Consider the following 17,373-nt stretch of genomic DNA (forward strand, 5'->3'; position numbering starts at 1 on the left):
GTTGCCGGCCCGAGGCTGTAGGCGGGAAACGGTAAAAACTTTTTCTTGACTGATTGTTCTTGAATGACTATTCTCAAACCATGGGTCGTCCACGTAAGTTTGAGGAAACGGGTGCAGTGGAAGCCGCCGCGGCGGTGTTCCGGCAGCGAGGGTATGCGTCGGCCTCGGTAGACCACCTTGTCGAAGCGACGGGTGTGCACCGGGGCAGCCTGTATGGGGTCTTCGGGAGCAAGCATGGGCTGTTTCTGCGGGTTCTCGATGCGGTCGACGCGGCAAGCGGCTCGGATGAAAGCCTCGACGTGATCCTGGTCGGATTGCTCGAACTCGCCCCTACCGACCAGCGTGTCCGCGAGCGGATCACGGGTCTTCTCGAAGCGAACAACATCACCGAAGAGCAACTAGGCAGGCGCCTGCTGACCCGCGCAGGGCTGCGTAAGGAGAAGGATTCGGCATGAGCAGCAATGAAGTCACGGTCACCCCGGCGAACCTCGTGGTCGAACCGGTCGGACTGAACAAGATGTGGTCGTTCAAGCGCCGCCTGCGGTTTCCACTCGAGCACGTCCGGGGAGCGACCTTCGATCCAGGTATGCGAGACGAACCGAAGGGCTGGCGCGGTCCCGGCCTGGGACTACCGGGGAAGCTGTCCGGCACCTTCCATTCCGGTGGGAAAAAGCAGTTCTGGAATATTTCCGGATATGACCGCGCCGTCGTCATCACTCTCGATCCCGCGGAGCAATTTGACCGTCTTGTGATCACGGTCGAGGACCCGCACCAGCTAGTGGACATGATCAACAACGCAGTGGGCGCACGCTAGAGCAGCAGAACCGCGCAAAAACATCAAACAACGTCCGTGCCTCGTGCAGCTGGCCTTACGTTCCTTCGGGATGCTCCCGGTTCCATATCCGCTAGGGTAAATGCCATGGTCTTTGACGATGTGTTTGCAGTAATCGCGGAAGGTACGCGGCGAGAAATCCTGGGCGCCCTGCGTACCGGCGACAAGTCCGTAGGGGCACTGGTGGAAGAACTTGAGGTCAGCCAGCCCACGGTTTCCAAACACCTCAAAGTGCTCCGCGAAGCCGGGCTCGTCTCCATGCGGGCCGAAGGCCAGCGCCGGTACTACTCGCTGGAGACTGCCCCTCTGGAGGAGCTGGTCCTGTGGCTGCGGGCCTTTGACCTTCCGTCACTCACGGAATCCCGCCTGGCGTCCGTTGCTGCAAGCCCGCAGCCCGCCACCGCGGCCGCCGCGGCGGCCGGCGCGCTGGTGCCCGGCGCCGCAGAGGCCCGCCCGCTACCGGTGGACGCGGGCGGGCAGAACCTCGGCCGCACCGTGGGACGGGCCGCCGAGCGGGCCGCTGACCTCTTCGGCCAGTTCCCTAAATTCCGCCGCCGCCGGCCCTAGGGGCGCGGCGCGCAGGCACTTTGGTCCGCCTCCATCGCATCCCCGGCGTCCGCGGGGCTAGCGTAGTCCTAACCGGGGGAATCCAACCTCTAAGGAGCAGCACATGGAACGTGTACTGACACGCGTACGCGACGACGTCTTCCGCCGCAATCCGGGTGAGACTGAATTTCACCAGGCCGTCGTGGAAGTCTTCGACTCCCTCGCCCCCGTGCTGCGCAAGCATCCCGAATTTGCCGAGGCCGCGATCCTGCAGCGGATCTGCGAACCTGAACGGCAGATTATCTTCCGGGTGCCCTGGGTAGACGACAAGGGCCAGGTGCAGATCAACCGGGGCTTCCGGGTGGAATTCAACTCCGCCCTCGGCCCGTACAAGGGCGGGCTCCGGTTCCACCCCTCGGTGTACCTGGGCATTATCAAATTCCTCGGTTTCGAACAGATCTTCAAGAACGCTCTCACCGGCATGCCGATCGGCGGCGGCAAGGGCGGCTCGGACTTTGACCCGCGGGGAAAGTCAGACGCTGAAGTGATGCGTTTCTGCCAGTCCTTCATGACCGAGCTGTACCGGCACATCGGCGAGTACACTGACGTTCCGGCCGGTGACATCGGCGTCGGCGGACGCGAGATCGGTTACCTCTTCGGGCAGTACAAACGCATCACGAACCGCTATGAATCGGGTGTCCTGACCGGGAAGGGCGTGAGCTGGGGTGGATCCCTGGTCCGTCCCGAAGCCACCGGCTACGGCGCGGTGATGTTTGTCGAGGAGATGCTCAAGACCAAGGGCATGAGCCTGGACGGGCAGCGGGTGATTGTCTCCGGGTCCGGCAATGTGGCCATCAACGCCATAGATAAGGCCCAGATGCTCGGCGCTACAGTGGTGGCCTGCTCTGATTCCTCGGGCTACATAGTTGATGAAAAGGGCATTGACGTTCCGTTGCTTCGGCAGATCAAGGAGGTGGAGCGGGGCCGGATCTCGGAATATGCCGAGCGCCGCGGACACTCCGTGAACTACGTGACGGAGGGTTCCATCTGGAACGCGGGAGCCGGCGTCGCCCTGCCCTGCGCCACCCAGAACGAACTGGATGAAGCAGACGCGCTGGCACTGATCAAGTCCGGGATTCGGGCCGTGGCCGAGGGTGCGAACATGCCGTGCACTCCGGCGGCCATCTCCGCCTTCCAGGCCGCCGGGGTGCTCTTCGGCCCGGGTAAGGCTGCCAACGCGGGCGGTGTCGCCACCTCCGCGCTGGAGATGCAGCAGAACGCCAGCCGGGATTCCTGGTCCTTCGAGCATACGGAACGCCGGCTCAGCGAAATTATGGTCAACATCCATGAACGGTGCGCCCGGACGGCCGAGGAATACGGCTCGCCCGGCGACTACGTGGTGGGCGCCAACATCAGCGGCTTCGTGAAGGTAGCCGATGCAATGCTGGCCCAGGGCGTGATCTAGGACCGGCTTGCACCGGCCGTGCCCGCGGCTGCGGAAAGAACTTCCACTATGGTTACTCCTGCCACTACAGTAGGGACCGTACGGGGCCATCAGTGACGCACGTCGCAGCAGGCCGGTGACGCGATGTCCTTCAGCCGCAGGTGCTCCCACATGGCTTGCTGTGGGAAACGGCGGCAATGAGCAAAGGAACGGGACTAAATGGCAGACGAGGGAAACTTCTCGGATGTGCGGTTTCTGACGGTATCGGAAGTTGCCGACGTCATGCGGGTCTCCAAGATGACCGTGTACCGGCTGGTCCATTCCGGCGATCTGCCGGCCGTCCGTTTCGGCCGGTCCTACCGTGTGCCGGAATCGGCCGTTCAGAAGGTACTCCGCGACGCCGTCATCGACCGGCGTACCGACACCGCCTGAGCCCTGCACCGGGTACCGCGTCGGTGAACAGCGCCGCAACGGGCCGTTCCCCGTTGCTGGTATGCGCTGGCAAATTCCACAGCCTTGAAGCTGTACCCTGTTAAGGAACGTTTTAATTGTCGCCAGTAACTACCGGCAACCAGCCCCTCTGCCCACGGCAGCAGGGGAGGGGAACCGGTGACTCCTAATAAGTTTGTGAGGACTCTGTGGGTTCAGTAATCAAGAAGCGCCGCAAGCGTATGGCCAAGAAGAAGCACCGCAAGCTGCTTCGCAAGACCCGCCACCAGCGTCGCAATAAGAAGTAGATCCTTCTTAGCGACAGTTGTCAGCTGGCCCCCTCTGCACGTTCAGTGCCGGGTCCGCTAAGGCAGAGCCCGCCAGTCCTCAGGGATAGGCGGGCTCCGGTTTTTAAGGGGCTTTGGGTGGTGAGCTGGGCCGGGCGGTTAACGGGCCCGCACCCAGGAGAATCCCCGCCACAGGCCGTAGGTCGCCCCGGCAACGGTCGCGGACTTCAGGCCCAGTGTTGCTGCCCTGCGGCCTGAACGGAAGTCGTACACGGGCCAGTTGCGCTCACGGGCATGACGGCGCAGGCGTGCGTCCGGATTGATTGCCACCGGATGCCCCACCAGGCTCAGCAGCGGAACGTCGTTGTAGGAATCGCTGTACGCCCAGCAGCTTTGCAGGTCCAGGCCTTCTTTCTCAGCCAGTGCCCGGACGCCGGCAGCCTTGGCCGGCCCATGCAGGAACTCACCCACCAGGCGTCCGGTGTACATGCCGTCGGCGACCTCGCTGACCGTTCCGAGGGCGCCGGTGAGGTCGAGCCGGCTGGCGATGACCGAAGCAACTTCGATGGGCGTTCCGGTGACCAGCCAAACCGGCCGCCCGGACTTCATATGCTGCTGGGTCAGCGCCCGGGTGCCGGGCCAGATCTTGGAGACAATCATCTCGTCGTAGACTTCTTCGCCCAGAGTGCGTACATCCTCCGAAGAGAGACCAACAGCGAAGGCCAAGGCTGCATCGCGGACCGAGTGGACGTCCTTGAGGTTTTCACCCTGCAGCATGAACCTCAGCTGTTTGCTCGCGAACCCGGCTGCTTCACGGATCGTGAAGACTTTCCGCTGGTACATTTTCCGGCCCACGTGGAACAGGCTGGCACCGCGCATGAGTGTATTGTCGACGTCGAAAAAGGCCGCTTCGCCAGGTTTGCCCGCCGCGTCCGTGGTTCCGGTGGCTCGGACTACAGTGGCTCGGGGCATGGTCCGAGTCTACGCAAAACCCGGCCTGAGCGCGGAAATCCGACGTATTGGGGCTATTTTGGACATATGAGTGAATCCGTCGGACCGGAAGTCGTCCTCCTAACCCGGCCGGGCTGCCATTTGTGCGAAGACGCCCGCTTGGTGCTGCGGCGCGTGGGGGATGACCTAGGCGTGTCCTGGCAGGAACGCAGCGCGGAGGAGGACCCGGAACTCGCCGCCCGCTTCGGCGAGGAGATTCCGGTGTTGTTCATCGACGGCGTTCAGCGGGACTTCTGGAAAATAGACGAAGCGCGGCTGCGGCGTCTGCTGGGGGCGTGATGGCACCCGAGGAAGTCCGGTCGGACCGAGCAGCCCTGGAGCGCGAGACGGCTAACAGCGACCAACCGGCCCCCACGACGTCGGCCGGTGCGGGAGCAGGACGACACATACCGCCGGCGTCGCTGGCGCGGTTGACCATCTACCTGAGGGCGCTGTCCGCCATGCTCGCCGACGGGATAGAACGTGTGTCCTCCGAAGAGCTGGCCGAAGCCGCCGGCGTGAATTCGCCCAAGCTGCGCAAGGACCTGTCCTACCTGGGGTCCTATGGGACCCGGGGCGTTGGATATGACGTCCCGTATCTCAGCGGGCAGATTTCCGCCGCGCTTGGCCTGACATTGAACTGGCGTGTAGCCATAGTAGGCGCCGGCAACCTCGGCCGTGCCTTGGCAGGCTATCCAGGGTTCGGCTCCAGGGGCTTCGAGGTTGTGGCACTGTTCGACGCCGACCCGATGGTAATCGGCCAGGAGGTGGGCTGGCTGAGGATCAGCCCGGTGGACTCGCTTGAAGCAGTGCTCGCGAAGACCGGGGCAAACATGGCCGTGCTCTCGGTGCCCGCCGAGGTTGCGCAGGATCTATGCGACCGCCTCGTGGAGTCCGGCATTACCAGCATTCTCAGCTTTGCTCCAGTAGTGCTCCAGGCGCCCGAACATGTCCAGATCCGCAAAGTGGACATGGCGACCGAACTGCAGATCCTTGCCTACCACGCACAGCGTTCACAGGTTTCGCAGATCGCCGCCCGCGCCCGCCTGGCGCGCTAGGACCGGATCCGCCTGCAGGGGTTCCGCCTGGGCTTCTACTTGATGCTGCGGCTTTGTTTGGTGCCTTAGCGGCGGGAACGGCTGCACCGACAGGACCCGCCGTCGGAACCACGGAGCTGCTCCCTTGGTGAAGGTGATCGCGGCGCCTGCGACACCCAGTCCTGCTGCAAGTGACTGGGTCCCGGTACCTGCGTTCAGCGCATAGAACAGCGCCGTGCCCGCAAGGACCGCGGAGACTATCCGCGCCCAGCGGCGCTTTTCCCGAACGGCAACCGCGAGCAGGAGTGCGGTTCCCAGGATCACCAGGGCGTAGGCGAGCTCTACCGCCGCGAGCGTCCTGGCATAGTGGGTGGCGGTCACTCCGTACCGTTCGAGGAGGGACAGGACCGGCGGCAGCGAATCCGGTACGGGCGTCCGGGAAATGGTTGAAACGGTGCCCCACAGATTGAGCAGGCCGGCTCCCGCAATCAGGACGAATGCCGCTGCAATGGCAGGAACCGGGTTGCCGGTATTGGCAGGCAGGCGACGTTGCACCGCCCGCACCACCACGGCTATCGCGTGCGCTGTGGTGCGGGCTGCCACGGCCGTTGCATGGGCGACGGTGCGGGTTACCACTGAGACGGTGTGTGCGACGGCGCGGGCTCCGACCGCTGTGACATGGGCTGTGGTTCGGGCGCCTACTGCCGTGGCGTGTGCGGTGGTTCGGGCGCCTACTGCTGTGGCGTGTGCGGTGGTGCGGGCGGCTACTGCTGTGGCGTGTGCGCCGGCGCGGGCTCCTACTGCCGTGGCGTGCGCTGTGGTGCGGGCGGCTACCGAGGTGGCGTGCGCCGTAGTGCGGGCGCCTATGGCTGTGACATGTGCTGTGGTTCTGGCTGCCGTCGTAACGGAGCGGGCGAAGGCGCGGGCTCCTACCGCTGTGGCGTGCGCTGTGGTTCTGGCTGCGACGACAGTCGCGTGGGCGGCGGCGTGAGCCGCTACCGATACCGCGTGGGCGACGGTACGGGCCGCTACCGATACCGCGTGGGCGACGGTACGGGCCGCTACCGATACCGCGTGGGCGACGGCGTGAGCCGCTACCGATACCGCGTGGGCGACTGCGCGCGCCCCGGCAGCAGTCGTGTGCGCGGCGGATTGGACCGCCGCTGATGCGGCGTGTGCAGCGGACACCATCCAATTCCAGAAGGTATGGGCCACGTTTTGAACCCAGGCCGAGGCGGCACGGGCTCCGGCGCCAACCCGGTTGGCCCCGGCCTGGACCGCAGCGCTGGTGGCATGGGCACCTGCTTGGACCTGTTTCGATGTTGCATGCGCCCCGGCCTGGACTCCGGCGGAAGTTGCGCGGGCCCCCGTTTGGACCCGCAATGAAACGGCGTGTGCCCCGCTGTGGACCCGGACGACTCCTGCACGGACCCCGGCGGAGGTTGCCTGCGCTCCGGCCCGGGCTCGATTCGAGGTAGCGTGCGCGGCGGCCTGGACACGAGTGGACGTGGCGCGTACCAAGCTGCGGAGCCACGTGTAGCTTCCCTGCACTCCGGTGCGGAGCCAGGCATAGGTTCCTCCCGCTCCGACGCGGAGCCAAGCCGATATACCCCGCAGTCCTGAACCCAACCACGCAAAGGTGCCATGCAGGCCGCTGCCAATCCAGGCGAACATGCCCTGAAACCCCGCCCGGAGCCACAGGTAGAGGGCATGGCCGCTGCCATCCTCCCCGGTCTCGGCGGACGGGCCGGGTCCAGGAGAGGTATCTCCTTCCCATTGCGGGGAGCCATGGCCGTGGTCTGAACCGGTTACGGCGCCTCCGGAGACCGTCGGGGGATAGAGCGGTACTTCCGGGATGAAGATGTTCGTCCCTTCATGCTCCGGAGAGTCGACTGCCCGGTGCGGAAGGCGCAGGGGAATGCGTGTTTTTTGTTGCTGCGGGTTAGGAAGCAGAGCTGCCATGGTCCTCCCCTTCACGGCGGAACGGCACCTCCGGGGCACCTTGCGTAGCAACTCGCCGCCGGAAGAGAACACAACGCTACGCGGGCTCGACCGGCATGTGACCCCTCCACTGCGAAACCCGATCCGGCAAGGGAAAAGTCCCGCCGAAACCGACGGGACTCTGCGTGGATGCCCGGGGACGCTGAGACGGGATGGTGCGCAGCTCAGTAGGGGTACAGCGGAGCCTTGCGGAAGTACGGGGTGGACGGCCGCAGATACAGCATCACGATTCCGGCAATTCCCAGCAGGCTGGACACCAGCGAAATCAGGCTTAGTGGGGAGGTGAAGTAAGCGCCCAGCATGGTGAAGATGCCGATCAAGGAGAAGGCGGCAAACACCGTGCCTAGAATGCGGGCCCAGTTCTTTCCCCGCCGCACAAAGAGCGCGATCAGCAGGTAGATTGCAAAGCCGATCAGGGCCACAACGATGCCAAAGGAAACGAGGAAGGAGTTCACGCTGTCTCCGTCCAGGCCTGTTTCAGCGAACGCCTGCTCCTCCTGGGGGGTCATGATCGACGGCAGGCTGAACGAGGTGATGACGTTGTTGATGAGGCTCAGCACGCCTGCAGCAATGATCAGCCACGATCCGATGATGACCTCGCGCGGGGCAGGGCCCTTCGGCGGCTTTACCGGCGGTGCATAGGTGTAGGGCTGGGTGTAGCCCGAGGGCTGGGTGTAGCCGGAGGGGCCGGACTGGTCGTAGGGTCCGCTGGGAGCGTACTGGCCGTACTGCGGCTCCGGACGGGATCCGGGACCGGTCCCGGGACCGGATCCGGGACTGGCAAATCCACCGGGATTCGCAGGGCCGTCTGCACCCGCGGGGCTGTTTGGACCGTCAGGATTGGTCGGGTGGTTGGGCTCGCGCCCCGGCTCGGGAGTGTTCTCTGGTGTAGTCATGTCCGCCTGCTTGCTGGTTGGTATCTCGAAGCGGCTGGACGAAGGTGCCATCGGCTTGGCCGGGGGCGCCCCCGCAGCCAAGCATCCAGCGTATCGCGGAGGGTCCGGGACGGTCAGGGGTCCCGGAAAGATGGTCCCGGAAAACAGCCCCAGAAAAAACAGCACCAGAAAAAACGGCCCCGGACCAATAGGTCCGGGGCCGCCCTGTGGGGGGAATGGGGGAGGTTTCTAGGCTGCTACGAAGGCTGCGTCAACGTTGATGGTGACCTTGTCGCCCACCAGGACGCCGCCGGTTTCCAGTGCCGCGTTCCAGGTCAGGTCGAAATCCTTGCGGCTGATGACCGTGCTGGCGGAGAAGCCGGAGCGGGTAGCGCCGAAGGGATCCACGGCCACACCGTTGAACTCCGTGTCCATAACGACGGAGTGGGTGATGCCCTTGATCGTCAGGTCGCCTGTGATCTTGTAGGTGGAGCCGGCGCTCTCAATTCCGGTCGCCGTGAACGTCAGCTCCGGGAACTGCTCGACGTCGAAGAAATCCGCACTCTTGACGTGTGCATCACGGTTTGCGTCGTTGGAGTTGAAGGAATCAGCGGCAATCACCGCAGTGACCACGGTTTCACTCAGGGTCTCGCCGACCACGAGGGTCGCTTCGACCTTGTCGAAGTTGCCGCGGACCTTGCTGATGCCGGCGTGACGGACAGTGAAGCCCACTTCGCTGTGCGAGGCGTCGAAATTCCAAGTTCCGGTGGTGAGGCCGCTGGGGACCATGGAGAGCTCCTTCTGGTAGCAGTGCTGCCGGGAGGCCCCGACGGCACTTTCATGCATTTGCATACAGTGTTGCACGACTTGGTTAAAGGTTCAAGTGAAATGGTTCGGCGATTTGCAGAGATTTAGCTGACGGCTCCATCTCTGCGAAACTGGGACACATGTCCCGCTCATCCATACACCTCGTACGCCACGGTGAAGTCTTCAATCCGGACAAGGTCCTCTACGGACGCCTCCCGGAGTTCCATTTGTCCGACCTCGGGCGCCAGATGGCGGACCGCGTGGCGGAACACTTCATCGAAGAGCGCAGCAAGGGTGCCAACCTGGTCTACCTGGTTGCTTCGCCGCTGACCCGGGCCCAAGAGACCGCCGCCCCTTTGGCGGCCGGGCTGAACTTGGAGATCGCGACGGATGAGCGGATCATTGAGGCGGAAAACCGCTTTGAGGGCATGTCCCGCATTAAGAGCCAGCTGCGCAATCCGCGCTACTGGCCGCTCCTGCGCAACCCCATGCGCCCCTCCTGGGGGGAGCCGTATGCCAAGCAGGTTGCCCGCGTGATGTCTGCCGTCGACGACGCGCGGATGCGTGCAGTGGAACTCGGCGGAGACAATGCCGAAGCGGTTCTGGTCAGCCATCAGCTGCCCATCTGGGTCACCCGGCTTGCAGCCGAGGGCAAGAAGCTCTGGCACGATCCCCGCCAGCGTGAGTGCACCCTGACCTCCGTTACCACCCTGGAGTTCGACGGCGCCGTACTCACCGGCGTGCGCTACGCCGAGCCCAGCGCGGACCTCCTTCCCGGTGCAGCAAATGTTCCGGGAGCATAATAGAATTACTACGCGTTGTAGAAGTGGCTCCTCCCTGCCGCGATGAAAGCTGGAAATCCTTGAAGAACCGCACACGCCCTGCTGAGCCGGAAGCCCTCGGGCGCCGCTCCTTCCTTCGGCTCGGTGCCGGGCTGGCCCTCGCCGTCCCCTTTGCCGCAGCTGCCGCCGGCTGTTCCACGGATGATCCCCTGGCCGAGCAGGCCAACGCAGGAGACAACAAGAACTACATTGCCGGCGACGGCTCCGTCACTGAGTACGACGCCGCCGACCGCGGCGAAGCGGTGCAGCTCACTGGAACCCTGTTTGACGGCACAGAGGTATCCTCCGCTGACTGGGCGGGCGACGTCGTCGTGCTCAACTTCTGGTACGCCGCCTGCGCTCCGTGCCGGAAGGAAGCCCCGGACCTGGTGGAGCTGCACAATGAGTTCGCAGGTGCCGGTGCCCGCTTCTACGGCGTGAACATCCGGGACGAGAAGGCCACCGCGGAAGCGTTTGAGCGCAACTTCAACATTCCCTACCCCAGCTTCAGGGACAAGGACGGCGGCGTGCTGCTGGCCATGACCAACTTCGTTCCACCGTCTGCCGTGCCCACCACGCTGGTGCTGGACCGGCAGGGCCGCGTGGCCGCCCGCATCCTCGGACTGGCCGACAAGGGCACCCTGAAGGCCCTGATCAGCGACTCGCTGGCAGCGTAGGGACAGTGTCCTTCCTTCCCGCCGTCGTGGCCCCGGTGGCCGAGTCCACCGCCAATACCTTTGCCGACACCGTACTGAACGGCTCCGTACTGCTGGCCATCCCCGTGGCTGCCCTCGCCGGCCTCGTATCCTTCCTTTCCCCATGCGTGCTGCCCCTGGTTCCGGGCTACCTCGGTTATGTCACGGGGTTGACCGGCGTTGACCTGCAGAAGCAGCGGCGGGGCCGGATGTTCGCCGGGATCGGATTGTTCGTGCTCGGTTTCTCCGTGGTCTTCGTGGCCCTGGGCGCCGGAATCGGACAGTTGGGTGCGTGGCTGAAAGGCTCCGAACAGGCCTGGATCTCGCAGGTCCTCGGCCTCGTCGTGATTCTGCTGGGCATTGTTTTCATGGGCGGCATGAGCTGGTTCCAGCGCGACCGCAAGATCGAAGCCAAGCCTCCCGCCGGACTCTGGGGAGCTCCGGTGCTCGGCATCACCTTCGGCCTGGGCTGGGCGCCGTGCATCGGTCCCACGCTTTCAGCGGTCCAGCTGCTTTCCTTCTCCGGCAGCGACGCCAGCGCCGCAAAGGGAGCGCTGCTGACCTTTGTGTACTGCCTCGGGCTGGGGCTGCCGTTCCTGCTCATCGCCGTCGGGTTCCGCCGCGGAATGGGTGCCCTTGGCATCTTCCGCCGCCACAGGCTGGCCCTGCAGCGTTTCGGCGGCGGCATGCTGATTGCCCTGGGCCTGCTGATGGTCAGCGGAGTCTGGAACCTGTGGATCAACCAGCTCCAAGGTTGGTTGGGTAACGTGACCCTGCCGATCTGATGCCAAACCAACGAATTCTGAGAACAGACGACCAATGAGAACACCTTGACCCCGGGACCGGATGACGTGACAGACAAAGCAACAACGCCCCGCCCGTCCAAGCCCCGCCCCGACAAGGGACGCCGGGACGACGTCGCGCTGCCCGCCCTCGGGCTGCTCGGCACGCTGCGCTGGGCCTGGAACCAGCTGACCAGCATGAAGACGGCGCTGTTCCTGCTGCTGCTGCTCGCCGTCGCCGCCGTGCCCGGTTCACTGTTTCCGCAGCGCCCCGCCGATCCCTCGGTGGTCACGCAGTACATCAAGGACAATCCCGAAACCGGGCCCTGGCTGGACCGCTTCCAGCTTTTCGACGTGTATTCCTCCGTCTGGTTCTCGGCGATCTACCTGCTGCTGTTCATCTCGCTGATCGGCTGCGTGATTCCCCGGGCCAAGGCCCACTTCAAGGCCATGCGCTCCAAGCCCCCGCGCACGCCGAGCCGGCTTTCCCGGATGCCCGAGTACGGCACGCTCACCGTGCCGGCATCCATGTCGCTTTCCCCCGCCGAAACCGTGCGGGACGCCGCAAAGATCCTGCGCCGCCGCGGCTACCGCGTAGACATCCGGGATGAGGGCACCGACCGGCCCTCCGTCGGAGCCGAGCGCGGATTCGCCAAGGAAGTGGGCAACCTGGTCTTCCACACCAGCCTGATCGGCGTCCTGGCCTGCGTGGCTTTGGGCGGGTTGTTTGGCTACAGCGGGCAGAAGATCGTGGTGGAGGGCGAGTCCTTCGTCAACACCCTGGTCAGCTACGACACCTTCACGCCCGGCTCCAACTTCACCGAAGACCAGCTGAGCCCGTACTCGCTGACGCTGGACGACTTCGAGATCGAATTCGACCGTGAATCCGAGACCCACTACGGACAGCCCCTGGACTTCACCGCCAACGTGACGGTGAAGGCAGACCCCGAGGCCGAGGCCGAGGAACAGGTGCTGAAGGTCAACTCGCCCCTGACGCTGGGCGGCACCCGGGTGTACCTGGTGGGCAACGGCTACGCCCCGGTAGTGACGGTGCGCGACGGCGAGGGCAATGTGGCGCTGGAAGGCCCGGTTGTCGCGGTGCCCACGGATGCCATGTACACCTCCCTTGCCGTGATCAAGGCCCCGGACGCCAAGCCTGACCAGCTGGGCTTCGTCGGGTTCTTCCTGCCCACCGCCATGATCGACGACGCCGGTGTCAGCTACTCCGGTGACCCCGATCCGATCAACCCCCAGCTGAACCTCAACTCCTACTACGGGGACCTGGGACTGGACGAAGGCGTGCCCTCCAATGTCTACGTGCTGGAAACCGAAGACCTGACCCCGCTGAACAACCGCGACCTCGACGCCGGCGGCATCGTGCTGGGTGCCAACCAGACCTACGAGCTCCCCGACGGCAAGGGGTCCATCACCTTCAGCGACCTCAAGCGGTACGCGGCGCTGGACATCCACTACGATCCGGGAAAGACCGGTGTCCTCGTGTTCGCCGTGCTCTCCCTGTCGGGTCTGGCTGCCTCGCTGTTCCTGGCACGCCGGCGGGTGTGGGTCCGGGCAGGCCAGCATCCCGACGGACGGGTCATGGTCGAATACGGGCTGCTGGCCCGGGGCGAAGATCCCCGGCTGACCAGTGAAGCAGCTGCGCTCCGCAGCCTGTTCGCTGAGAAGTGGTTGGCACAGCAGGACGCAGAAGGAAAGAATGTTGGACGGGCCACCGTCTCTGCAAACGCAACGGCGGACAGCAATGCCGCAGAAGAATCAGGTAAGGACCAGTAATGCCCTCCATCGATTACACCCTCGCCCTATACAGCGAGCGCTTTATGCTGCTGGCGGCATTCGCCTACACGGTCGCCTTCCTGGCGTTCGCGTGGGACCTGGCGAAAAGCAGCAAGACCATCCGGGCGGTGGAGAGCCGGCTGGAACAGAAAACCGCCGTGCGTGAAACCGTTCCAGCCGGCTCCGGCAACGGCTCCGCCCGGGACTGGGATGTCGACGGCAGCCGCGAGGCGCAGACCGCCGACAGTGCCATGGGCTACACCGGTCCGCGGCGCAACGCAGCACGGGTAGGCGTGGCCCTGACCGTGCTGGCCGCAGCCGTCCACGCGGCCGGCGTCGTCACCCGCGGCATGGCCGCGCACCGGGTGCCCTGGGGCAACATGTACGAGTTCTGCACCACGGGCGCCCTGGTCGTGGCCGTGGTGTTCCTGCTGGTGCTGACCCGCCGGGACCTGCGCTTCCTCGGCACCGTGGTGGTGGGCCTGGTGCTCGTCATGATGATGGCTGCCACCATCGGATTCCCGACGCCGGTGGCACACCTGGTTCCCGCGCTGCAGAGCTACTGGCTGATCATCCACGTTTCGGTTGCCGTGATCGCCTCGGCACTGTTCACGCTGACGTTCGCCATGTCCGTCCTGCAGCTCCTGCAGGCGGACCGGGAAACCCGGATCCGGTCCGGACGCAAGGAACGGCTGCCGTTCATGCGCATCGTGCCTTCCGCGCAGAGCCTGGAAAACCTGTCCTACCGCATCAACGCAGTGGCATTCGTGCTGTGGACCTTCACCCTCATGGCCGGCGCCATCTGGGCCGAACAAGCGTGGGGCCGGTACTGGGGCTGGGACACCAAGGAAGTCTGGACCTTCGTGATCTGGGTGGTCTACGCCGGTTACCTGCATGCCCGTGCCACCCGCGGCTGGACCGGAACCCGTTCCGCCTGGCTGTCGATTGTCGGCTACCTCTGCGTGGTCTTCAACTTCACGATCGTCAACATGTTCTTCTCCGGACTTCACAGCTACTCCGGGGTCTAGCTACTCCGGGGGTTAACTACTCCGGAGCCTGGCTCCACCGGGCCCTGACGGCCCCGGCATGAAAGACACAGAAAGACCCGTTCCGGGAACATCCGGAACGGGTCTTTTTCGATGCGGTGGTCAGCTAGCTGCGCAGTATTGCAAGAACCGTTTCTCAGGCGCCGGGCTTGCCGTCGTCGTTCTGTTTATTCCTGCCTTCTTCCTTGGCCCTCAGCTCGGCCTCCCGGGCCCGGAGCTCGGCTTCCTTCTGAGCCTGACGGCGCCGGACCTCGAGATTGCGCAAGAACTCGGGATCGTCGTCGGGCGCCGAGGGGCGCCGGGGCTCGCGCGGCCCGGGGCCTGCGGAGGGACGGCCGAACAGGAACCAGAGCACTGCGCCCAGGACCGGAATCAGGACGATGGTGAACATCCAGGACACCTTGGAAATGCTGCGCACCTCGTTTGCCCGGGACATGAGGCAGTCAATGGCGGCGTAAATGATCACGGCAGCGACGATGATGACGCCGAACAAGACAAGACGGGGCATACGGCCATTGTAGTGGAGGGCACGGTCCGTGGCGCCGGGTGGACGGAAGGAACGCTAAGGACGCCGAGCGCCTAGAATGGAGGCGTGGCTTTCTGGAAATTTACTGCTCTCCGCCTGGGTTTGGTGGCCGTCTTCTTCGTAATCTGCATGGTGCTGCAACTCGGCCTCCTGCTCTCGGCACTTGCTGCCGCCGTGCTGGCCTGGTGCGTGACCTACCTGTTTGCCCGCGATATGCGGGACGAAGCGGCCCGCACCGTGCAGCGGCGCTTCACCGAGGAACGTGCGCCCAAGCGCAACCGCGGGGAACTGGATGATTCCGCGGCAGAGGACACCTTGGTAGCCGAGAACCCGGACGTGCAGATCGACAACGACCGCCGCCGCGACGCCTAGCCTGCCGCGACGCGGTAAGCCTAGGCCAGCAGGCGCGTGAGGACGAGCCCGGCGCCGTAGAGCACGCTGAAGCCGAGGTTGATCAGCCCGGTGTGTTTCAGGACCGGGATCAGGCTGGAACCCTTTTTTCCGGTGAGCATCAGCCCGCAGGGCAGGATGCACGCCGGAATGAGCAGCAGCACCAGCAGGATCCACGGGTAGCTGCCCGCGATGAAGAGCGGCAGCAGCAGGGCCAGGGCCAGCATCATCACGTAGCTGATCCGTGCCGCGCCGTCACCCAGCCGCACGGCGAGGGTCCGCTTGCCGGCCACCCGGTCCGTGGGGATGTCCCGGACGTTATTGGCCATCAGCAGGGCCATGGCGATCAGGCCGGTACCGATGGCGCCCAGCACCGCGGCGGTGTTGATTTCCAGTGCCTGCGTGTACGTGGTGCCGAGTGTGGCGACGAGCCCGAAGAACACAAAGACGAAGATATCTCCCAGCCCCCGGTAACCGTAGGGGTTCTTCCCGCCGGTGTACCCCCAGGCCGCGGCGACGCAGCCGATGCCCACGAGGATCAGGTACGGGGTGCCGGCCAGGACCACGAGGGCCACTCCCGCCAGCATGGCGGCGGCAAAGCACCCGAAGGCCGTGTACTTGACCTGCTTCGGGGACGCCAGCCGGGAACCGGTCAGCCGCAGCGGGCCCACCCGGTTGTCATCCGTGCCGCGGATTCCGTCGGAATAGTCGTTCGCGTAGTTCACGCCCACCTGCAGCAGCACGGCGATCAGGGCGGCCAGGACGGCGCGGACGGGAGAGAACCCCCCGAGGTCGTATGCGGCGGCGGATCCGATGATGACCGGCGCGATTGCCATCGGCAGCGTCCTGGGGCGGGCGCCTTCTAACCATTGGGCGGCTGTAGCCACGGTGTTTTTCCTTAGTTCTTGAGTTGAGACAGGTGCGTAAAGGCGGGTCAGTGCCGCGCGGCGGCCAGGAGCCGCAGCAGCGTCATCCGGTCCGCCTTGCCGTTGGGCAGCAAGGGCAGGGATTCAAGCAGCAGGACCACCTTCGGGACCGCAGCGGCGCCCAGCCGGGAGCGGACGGCGTCGCGGACCAGTTCGGGGTCCACGCTGCCCACGACGGCGGCACCCACCCGGGAGCCCCATTCGGCGTCATCCAGGCCCAGCACAAAGGCCTGATCGACGCCGTCCACCGTCTCCACGGCTTCGGCCACGGCCTGCGCGGAGATCTTGATCCCGCCGCTGACAATCACGTCGTCCAGCCGGCCCGAGACGGTGACCTTGCCGGCGTCGTCCACCGTGCCGGTGTCATCCGTGCGGAACCAGCGGCGTCCGGAGTTGAACCGGAAACGGTCCTCGGTCAGGTCCGGCCGGCCCATGTACCCGTCCGCAAGGACGTCACCGGCAATCCACAGGCGCCCCTCCCACCGGATGACGTCGACGCCGGGCAGCGGCACGCCGTCGTAGACACAGCCGCCGCATGTCTCGCTCATGCCGTAGGTGGTCACCACGTTCAGCCCGTAGCCGCGGGCCTTTTCCAGCAGGGGAGCTCCGGCCGGTGCGCCGCCGAGCAGGATGGCGTTGAACCGGCGCAGCACGCGCAGGGTTTCCGGCGCTGGATCCTGCAGCAGACGGTGGAGCTGGGTGGGCACCAGCGAGGTGAAGCGGTTGCGGTCCGTCATGTCCTCCGCGGCCCGAGTGAACACCTCGGCGCTGAACGGCACGGACAGGTCCATGAAGACCGGCTGCGTCCCGGCGTACAGGGAGCGGACCAGGACCTGGATGCCGGCAATGTAGTTGACCGGCAGGGCAGCCAGCCACTGGCCGTCCGCCTTCAGGGCCAGGGCGGTGGCCATCGAGGATGCAGCCAGCGCGTCCGTGCTGAGCATGGTCTGCTTCGGGGTGCCGGTGGAGCCGGAGGTGCTCACCACCAGGGCAATGTCGTCATTGGGCAGTTCACCGGTGAAGGCCTGGGCCGGGTCGGTGTGCGGGGCCACCGCGGGGCCCTCTCCGGCCAGCGCATCGGCCAGCGGGGAGAGCAGCATGCCGGCGTCGAAGCCGGGGGTGATCAGGACTGGGAGCAGTTCCAAGGA

Annotated in this window: 21 protein-coding genes; 14 read left to right on the forward strand and 7 right to left on the reverse strand. The window is 65.2% G+C overall.

Annotated features, from left to right (window positions below):
• Positions 1-80 precede the first annotated feature (80 nt).
• From NNX38_RS03940 to NNX38_RS03965, 6 genes are all read left to right on the forward strand, one after another.
• Positions 81-455 (forward strand): TetR/AcrR family transcriptional regulator, encoded by a 375-nt coding sequence (locus tag NNX38_RS03940; RefSeq protein ID WP_255796850.1) that lies wholly within the window; start codon positions 81-83, stop codon positions 453-455.
• The gene (locus tag NNX38_RS03945) at positions 452-814 is read left to right on the forward strand and encodes a hypothetical protein (protein WP_255796851.1); all 363 of its coding nucleotides are present in this window, start codon (positions 452-454) and stop codon (positions 812-814) included. The genes NNX38_RS03940 and NNX38_RS03945 overlap by 4 nt, the downstream gene beginning before the upstream one ends.
• Before the next feature lie 105 nt (positions 815-919).
• Complete coding sequence (locus NNX38_RS03950; RefSeq protein ID WP_255796852.1) at positions 920-1,399, forward strand: helix-turn-helix transcriptional regulator; 480 nt, start codon at positions 920-922, stop codon at positions 1,397-1,399.
• A gap of 103 nt (positions 1,400-1,502) precedes the next feature.
• A complete protein-coding gene (gene gdhA / locus NNX38_RS03955) occupies positions 1,503-2,843 on the forward strand; it encodes an NADP-specific glutamate dehydrogenase (RefSeq protein ID WP_255796853.1) in 1,341 nt (446 codons plus the stop codon).
• A gap of 198 nt (positions 2,844-3,041) precedes the next feature.
• Positions 3,042-3,254 (forward strand): helix-turn-helix domain-containing protein, encoded by a 213-nt coding sequence (locus NNX38_RS03960; protein ID WP_255796854.1) that lies wholly within the window; start codon positions 3,042-3,044, stop codon positions 3,252-3,254.
• Between the two features lie 206 nt (positions 3,255-3,460).
• On the forward strand, positions 3,461-3,559 hold the full coding sequence (locus NNX38_RS03965; protein ID WP_003792170.1) for a 30S ribosomal protein bS22: 99 nt from the start codon (positions 3,461-3,463) through the stop codon (positions 3,557-3,559).
• 138 nt (positions 3,560-3,697) lie between these two features.
• Here NNX38_RS03965 and NNX38_RS03970 read toward each other — a convergent pair whose 3' ends face one another.
• Positions 3,698-4,510: an HAD family phosphatase gene (locus NNX38_RS03970; RefSeq protein ID WP_255796855.1), complete on the reverse strand. Its 813-nt coding sequence runs from the start codon at positions 4,508-4,510 to the stop codon at positions 3,698-3,700.
• 66 nt (positions 4,511-4,576) lie between these two features.
• On the opposite strand from NNX38_RS03970, the gene NNX38_RS03975 reads away from it, so the two are divergent.
• Positions 4,577-4,828, forward strand: a complete 252-nt coding sequence (locus tag NNX38_RS03975; protein ID WP_255796856.1) for a glutaredoxin family protein — start codon at positions 4,577-4,579, stop codon at positions 4,826-4,828.
• Complete coding sequence (locus NNX38_RS03980; protein ID WP_255796857.1) at positions 4,828-5,586, forward strand: redox-sensing transcriptional repressor Rex; 759 nt, start codon at positions 4,828-4,830, stop codon at positions 5,584-5,586. The genes NNX38_RS03975 and NNX38_RS03980 overlap by 1 nt, the downstream gene beginning before the upstream one ends.
• Here NNX38_RS03980 and NNX38_RS03985 read toward each other — a convergent pair.
• The 3 genes from NNX38_RS03985 to NNX38_RS03995 all read right to left on the reverse strand — a co-directional run bounded on the left by NNX38_RS03985 (position 5,542) and on the right by NNX38_RS03995 (position 9,230).
• Entirely contained in the window at positions 5,542-6,753 is a 1,212-nt protein-coding gene (locus tag NNX38_RS03985; RefSeq protein ID WP_255796858.1) for a hypothetical protein, read from the reverse strand. The genes NNX38_RS03980 and NNX38_RS03985 overlap by 45 nt on opposite strands.
• A 977-nt stretch (positions 6,754-7,730) precedes the next feature.
• Positions 7,731-8,462: a hypothetical protein gene (locus tag NNX38_RS03990; RefSeq protein ID WP_255796859.1), complete on the reverse strand. Its 732-nt coding sequence runs from the start codon at positions 8,460-8,462 to the stop codon at positions 7,731-7,733.
• A gap of 228 nt (positions 8,463-8,690) precedes the next feature.
• Positions 8,691-9,230, reverse strand: coding sequence for a YceI family protein (locus NNX38_RS03995; protein ID WP_255797006.1), 540 nt, complete (start codon positions 9,228-9,230; stop codon positions 8,691-8,693).
• A 158-nt stretch (positions 9,231-9,388) separates the two neighbouring features.
• On the opposite strand from NNX38_RS03995, the gene NNX38_RS04000 reads away from it, so the two are divergent.
• The 5 genes from NNX38_RS04000 (at position 9,389) to ccsB (ending at position 14,365) form a co-directional block, all read left to right on the forward strand.
• Positions 9,389-10,051, forward strand: coding sequence for a histidine phosphatase family protein (locus tag NNX38_RS04000; RefSeq protein ID WP_255796860.1), 663 nt, complete (start codon positions 9,389-9,391; stop codon positions 10,049-10,051).
• A gap of 59 nt (positions 10,052-10,110) precedes the next feature.
• The gene (locus NNX38_RS04005) at positions 10,111-10,746 is read left to right on the forward strand and encodes a TlpA family protein disulfide reductase (RefSeq protein ID WP_370646362.1); all 636 of its coding nucleotides are present in this window, start codon (positions 10,111-10,113) and stop codon (positions 10,744-10,746) included.
• Positions 10,747-10,751: 5 nt separating this feature from the next.
• Entirely contained in the window at positions 10,752-11,549 is a 798-nt protein-coding gene (locus tag NNX38_RS04010) for a cytochrome c biogenesis CcdA family protein (RefSeq protein WP_229950272.1), read from the forward strand.
• Between the two features lie 66 nt (positions 11,550-11,615).
• Positions 11,616-13,337: a cytochrome c biogenesis protein ResB gene (locus tag NNX38_RS04015; protein ID WP_370646363.1), complete on the forward strand. Its 1,722-nt coding sequence runs from the start codon at positions 11,616-11,618 to the stop codon at positions 13,335-13,337.
• Positions 13,337-14,365, forward strand: a complete 1,029-nt coding sequence (gene ccsB, locus NNX38_RS04020; protein WP_255796861.1) for a c-type cytochrome biogenesis protein CcsB — start codon at positions 13,337-13,339, stop codon at positions 14,363-14,365. The genes NNX38_RS04015 and ccsB overlap by 1 nt, the downstream gene beginning before the upstream one ends.
• A gap of 154 nt (positions 14,366-14,519) precedes the next feature.
• On the opposite strand, the gene NNX38_RS04025 is transcribed toward ccsB, so the two are convergent.
• Positions 14,520-14,891 (reverse strand): PLD nuclease N-terminal domain-containing protein, encoded by a 372-nt coding sequence (locus NNX38_RS04025; protein WP_229950268.1) that lies wholly within the window; start codon positions 14,889-14,891, stop codon positions 14,520-14,522.
• An 84-nt stretch (positions 14,892-14,975) separates the two neighbouring features.
• On the opposite strand from NNX38_RS04025, the gene NNX38_RS04030 reads away from it, so the two are divergent.
• Positions 14,976-15,281, forward strand: coding sequence for a DUF4229 domain-containing protein (locus NNX38_RS04030; protein WP_255765024.1), 306 nt, complete (start codon positions 14,976-14,978; stop codon positions 15,279-15,281).
• Positions 15,282-15,301: 20 nt separating this feature from the next.
• On the opposite strand, the gene NNX38_RS04035 is transcribed toward NNX38_RS04030, so the two are convergent.
• Together NNX38_RS04035 and NNX38_RS04040 are read right to left on the reverse strand one after the other, a co-directional pair.
• Entirely contained in the window at positions 15,302-16,186 is an 885-nt protein-coding gene (locus NNX38_RS04035; RefSeq protein WP_255796862.1) for a 1,4-dihydroxy-2-naphthoate polyprenyltransferase, read from the reverse strand.
• 47 nt (positions 16,187-16,233) lie between these two features.
• Positions 16,234-17,370 (reverse strand): AMP-binding protein, encoded by a 1,137-nt coding sequence (locus tag NNX38_RS04040; RefSeq protein WP_255796863.1) that lies wholly within the window; start codon positions 17,368-17,370, stop codon positions 16,234-16,236.
• Positions 17,371-17,373 lie beyond the last annotated feature (3 nt).

It is taken from the genome of Arthrobacter sp. zg-Y238, from assembly GCF_024385525.1.
GTDB lineage: Bacteria > Actinomycetota > Actinomycetes > Actinomycetales > Micrococcaceae > Arthrobacter_B > Arthrobacter_B jinronghuae.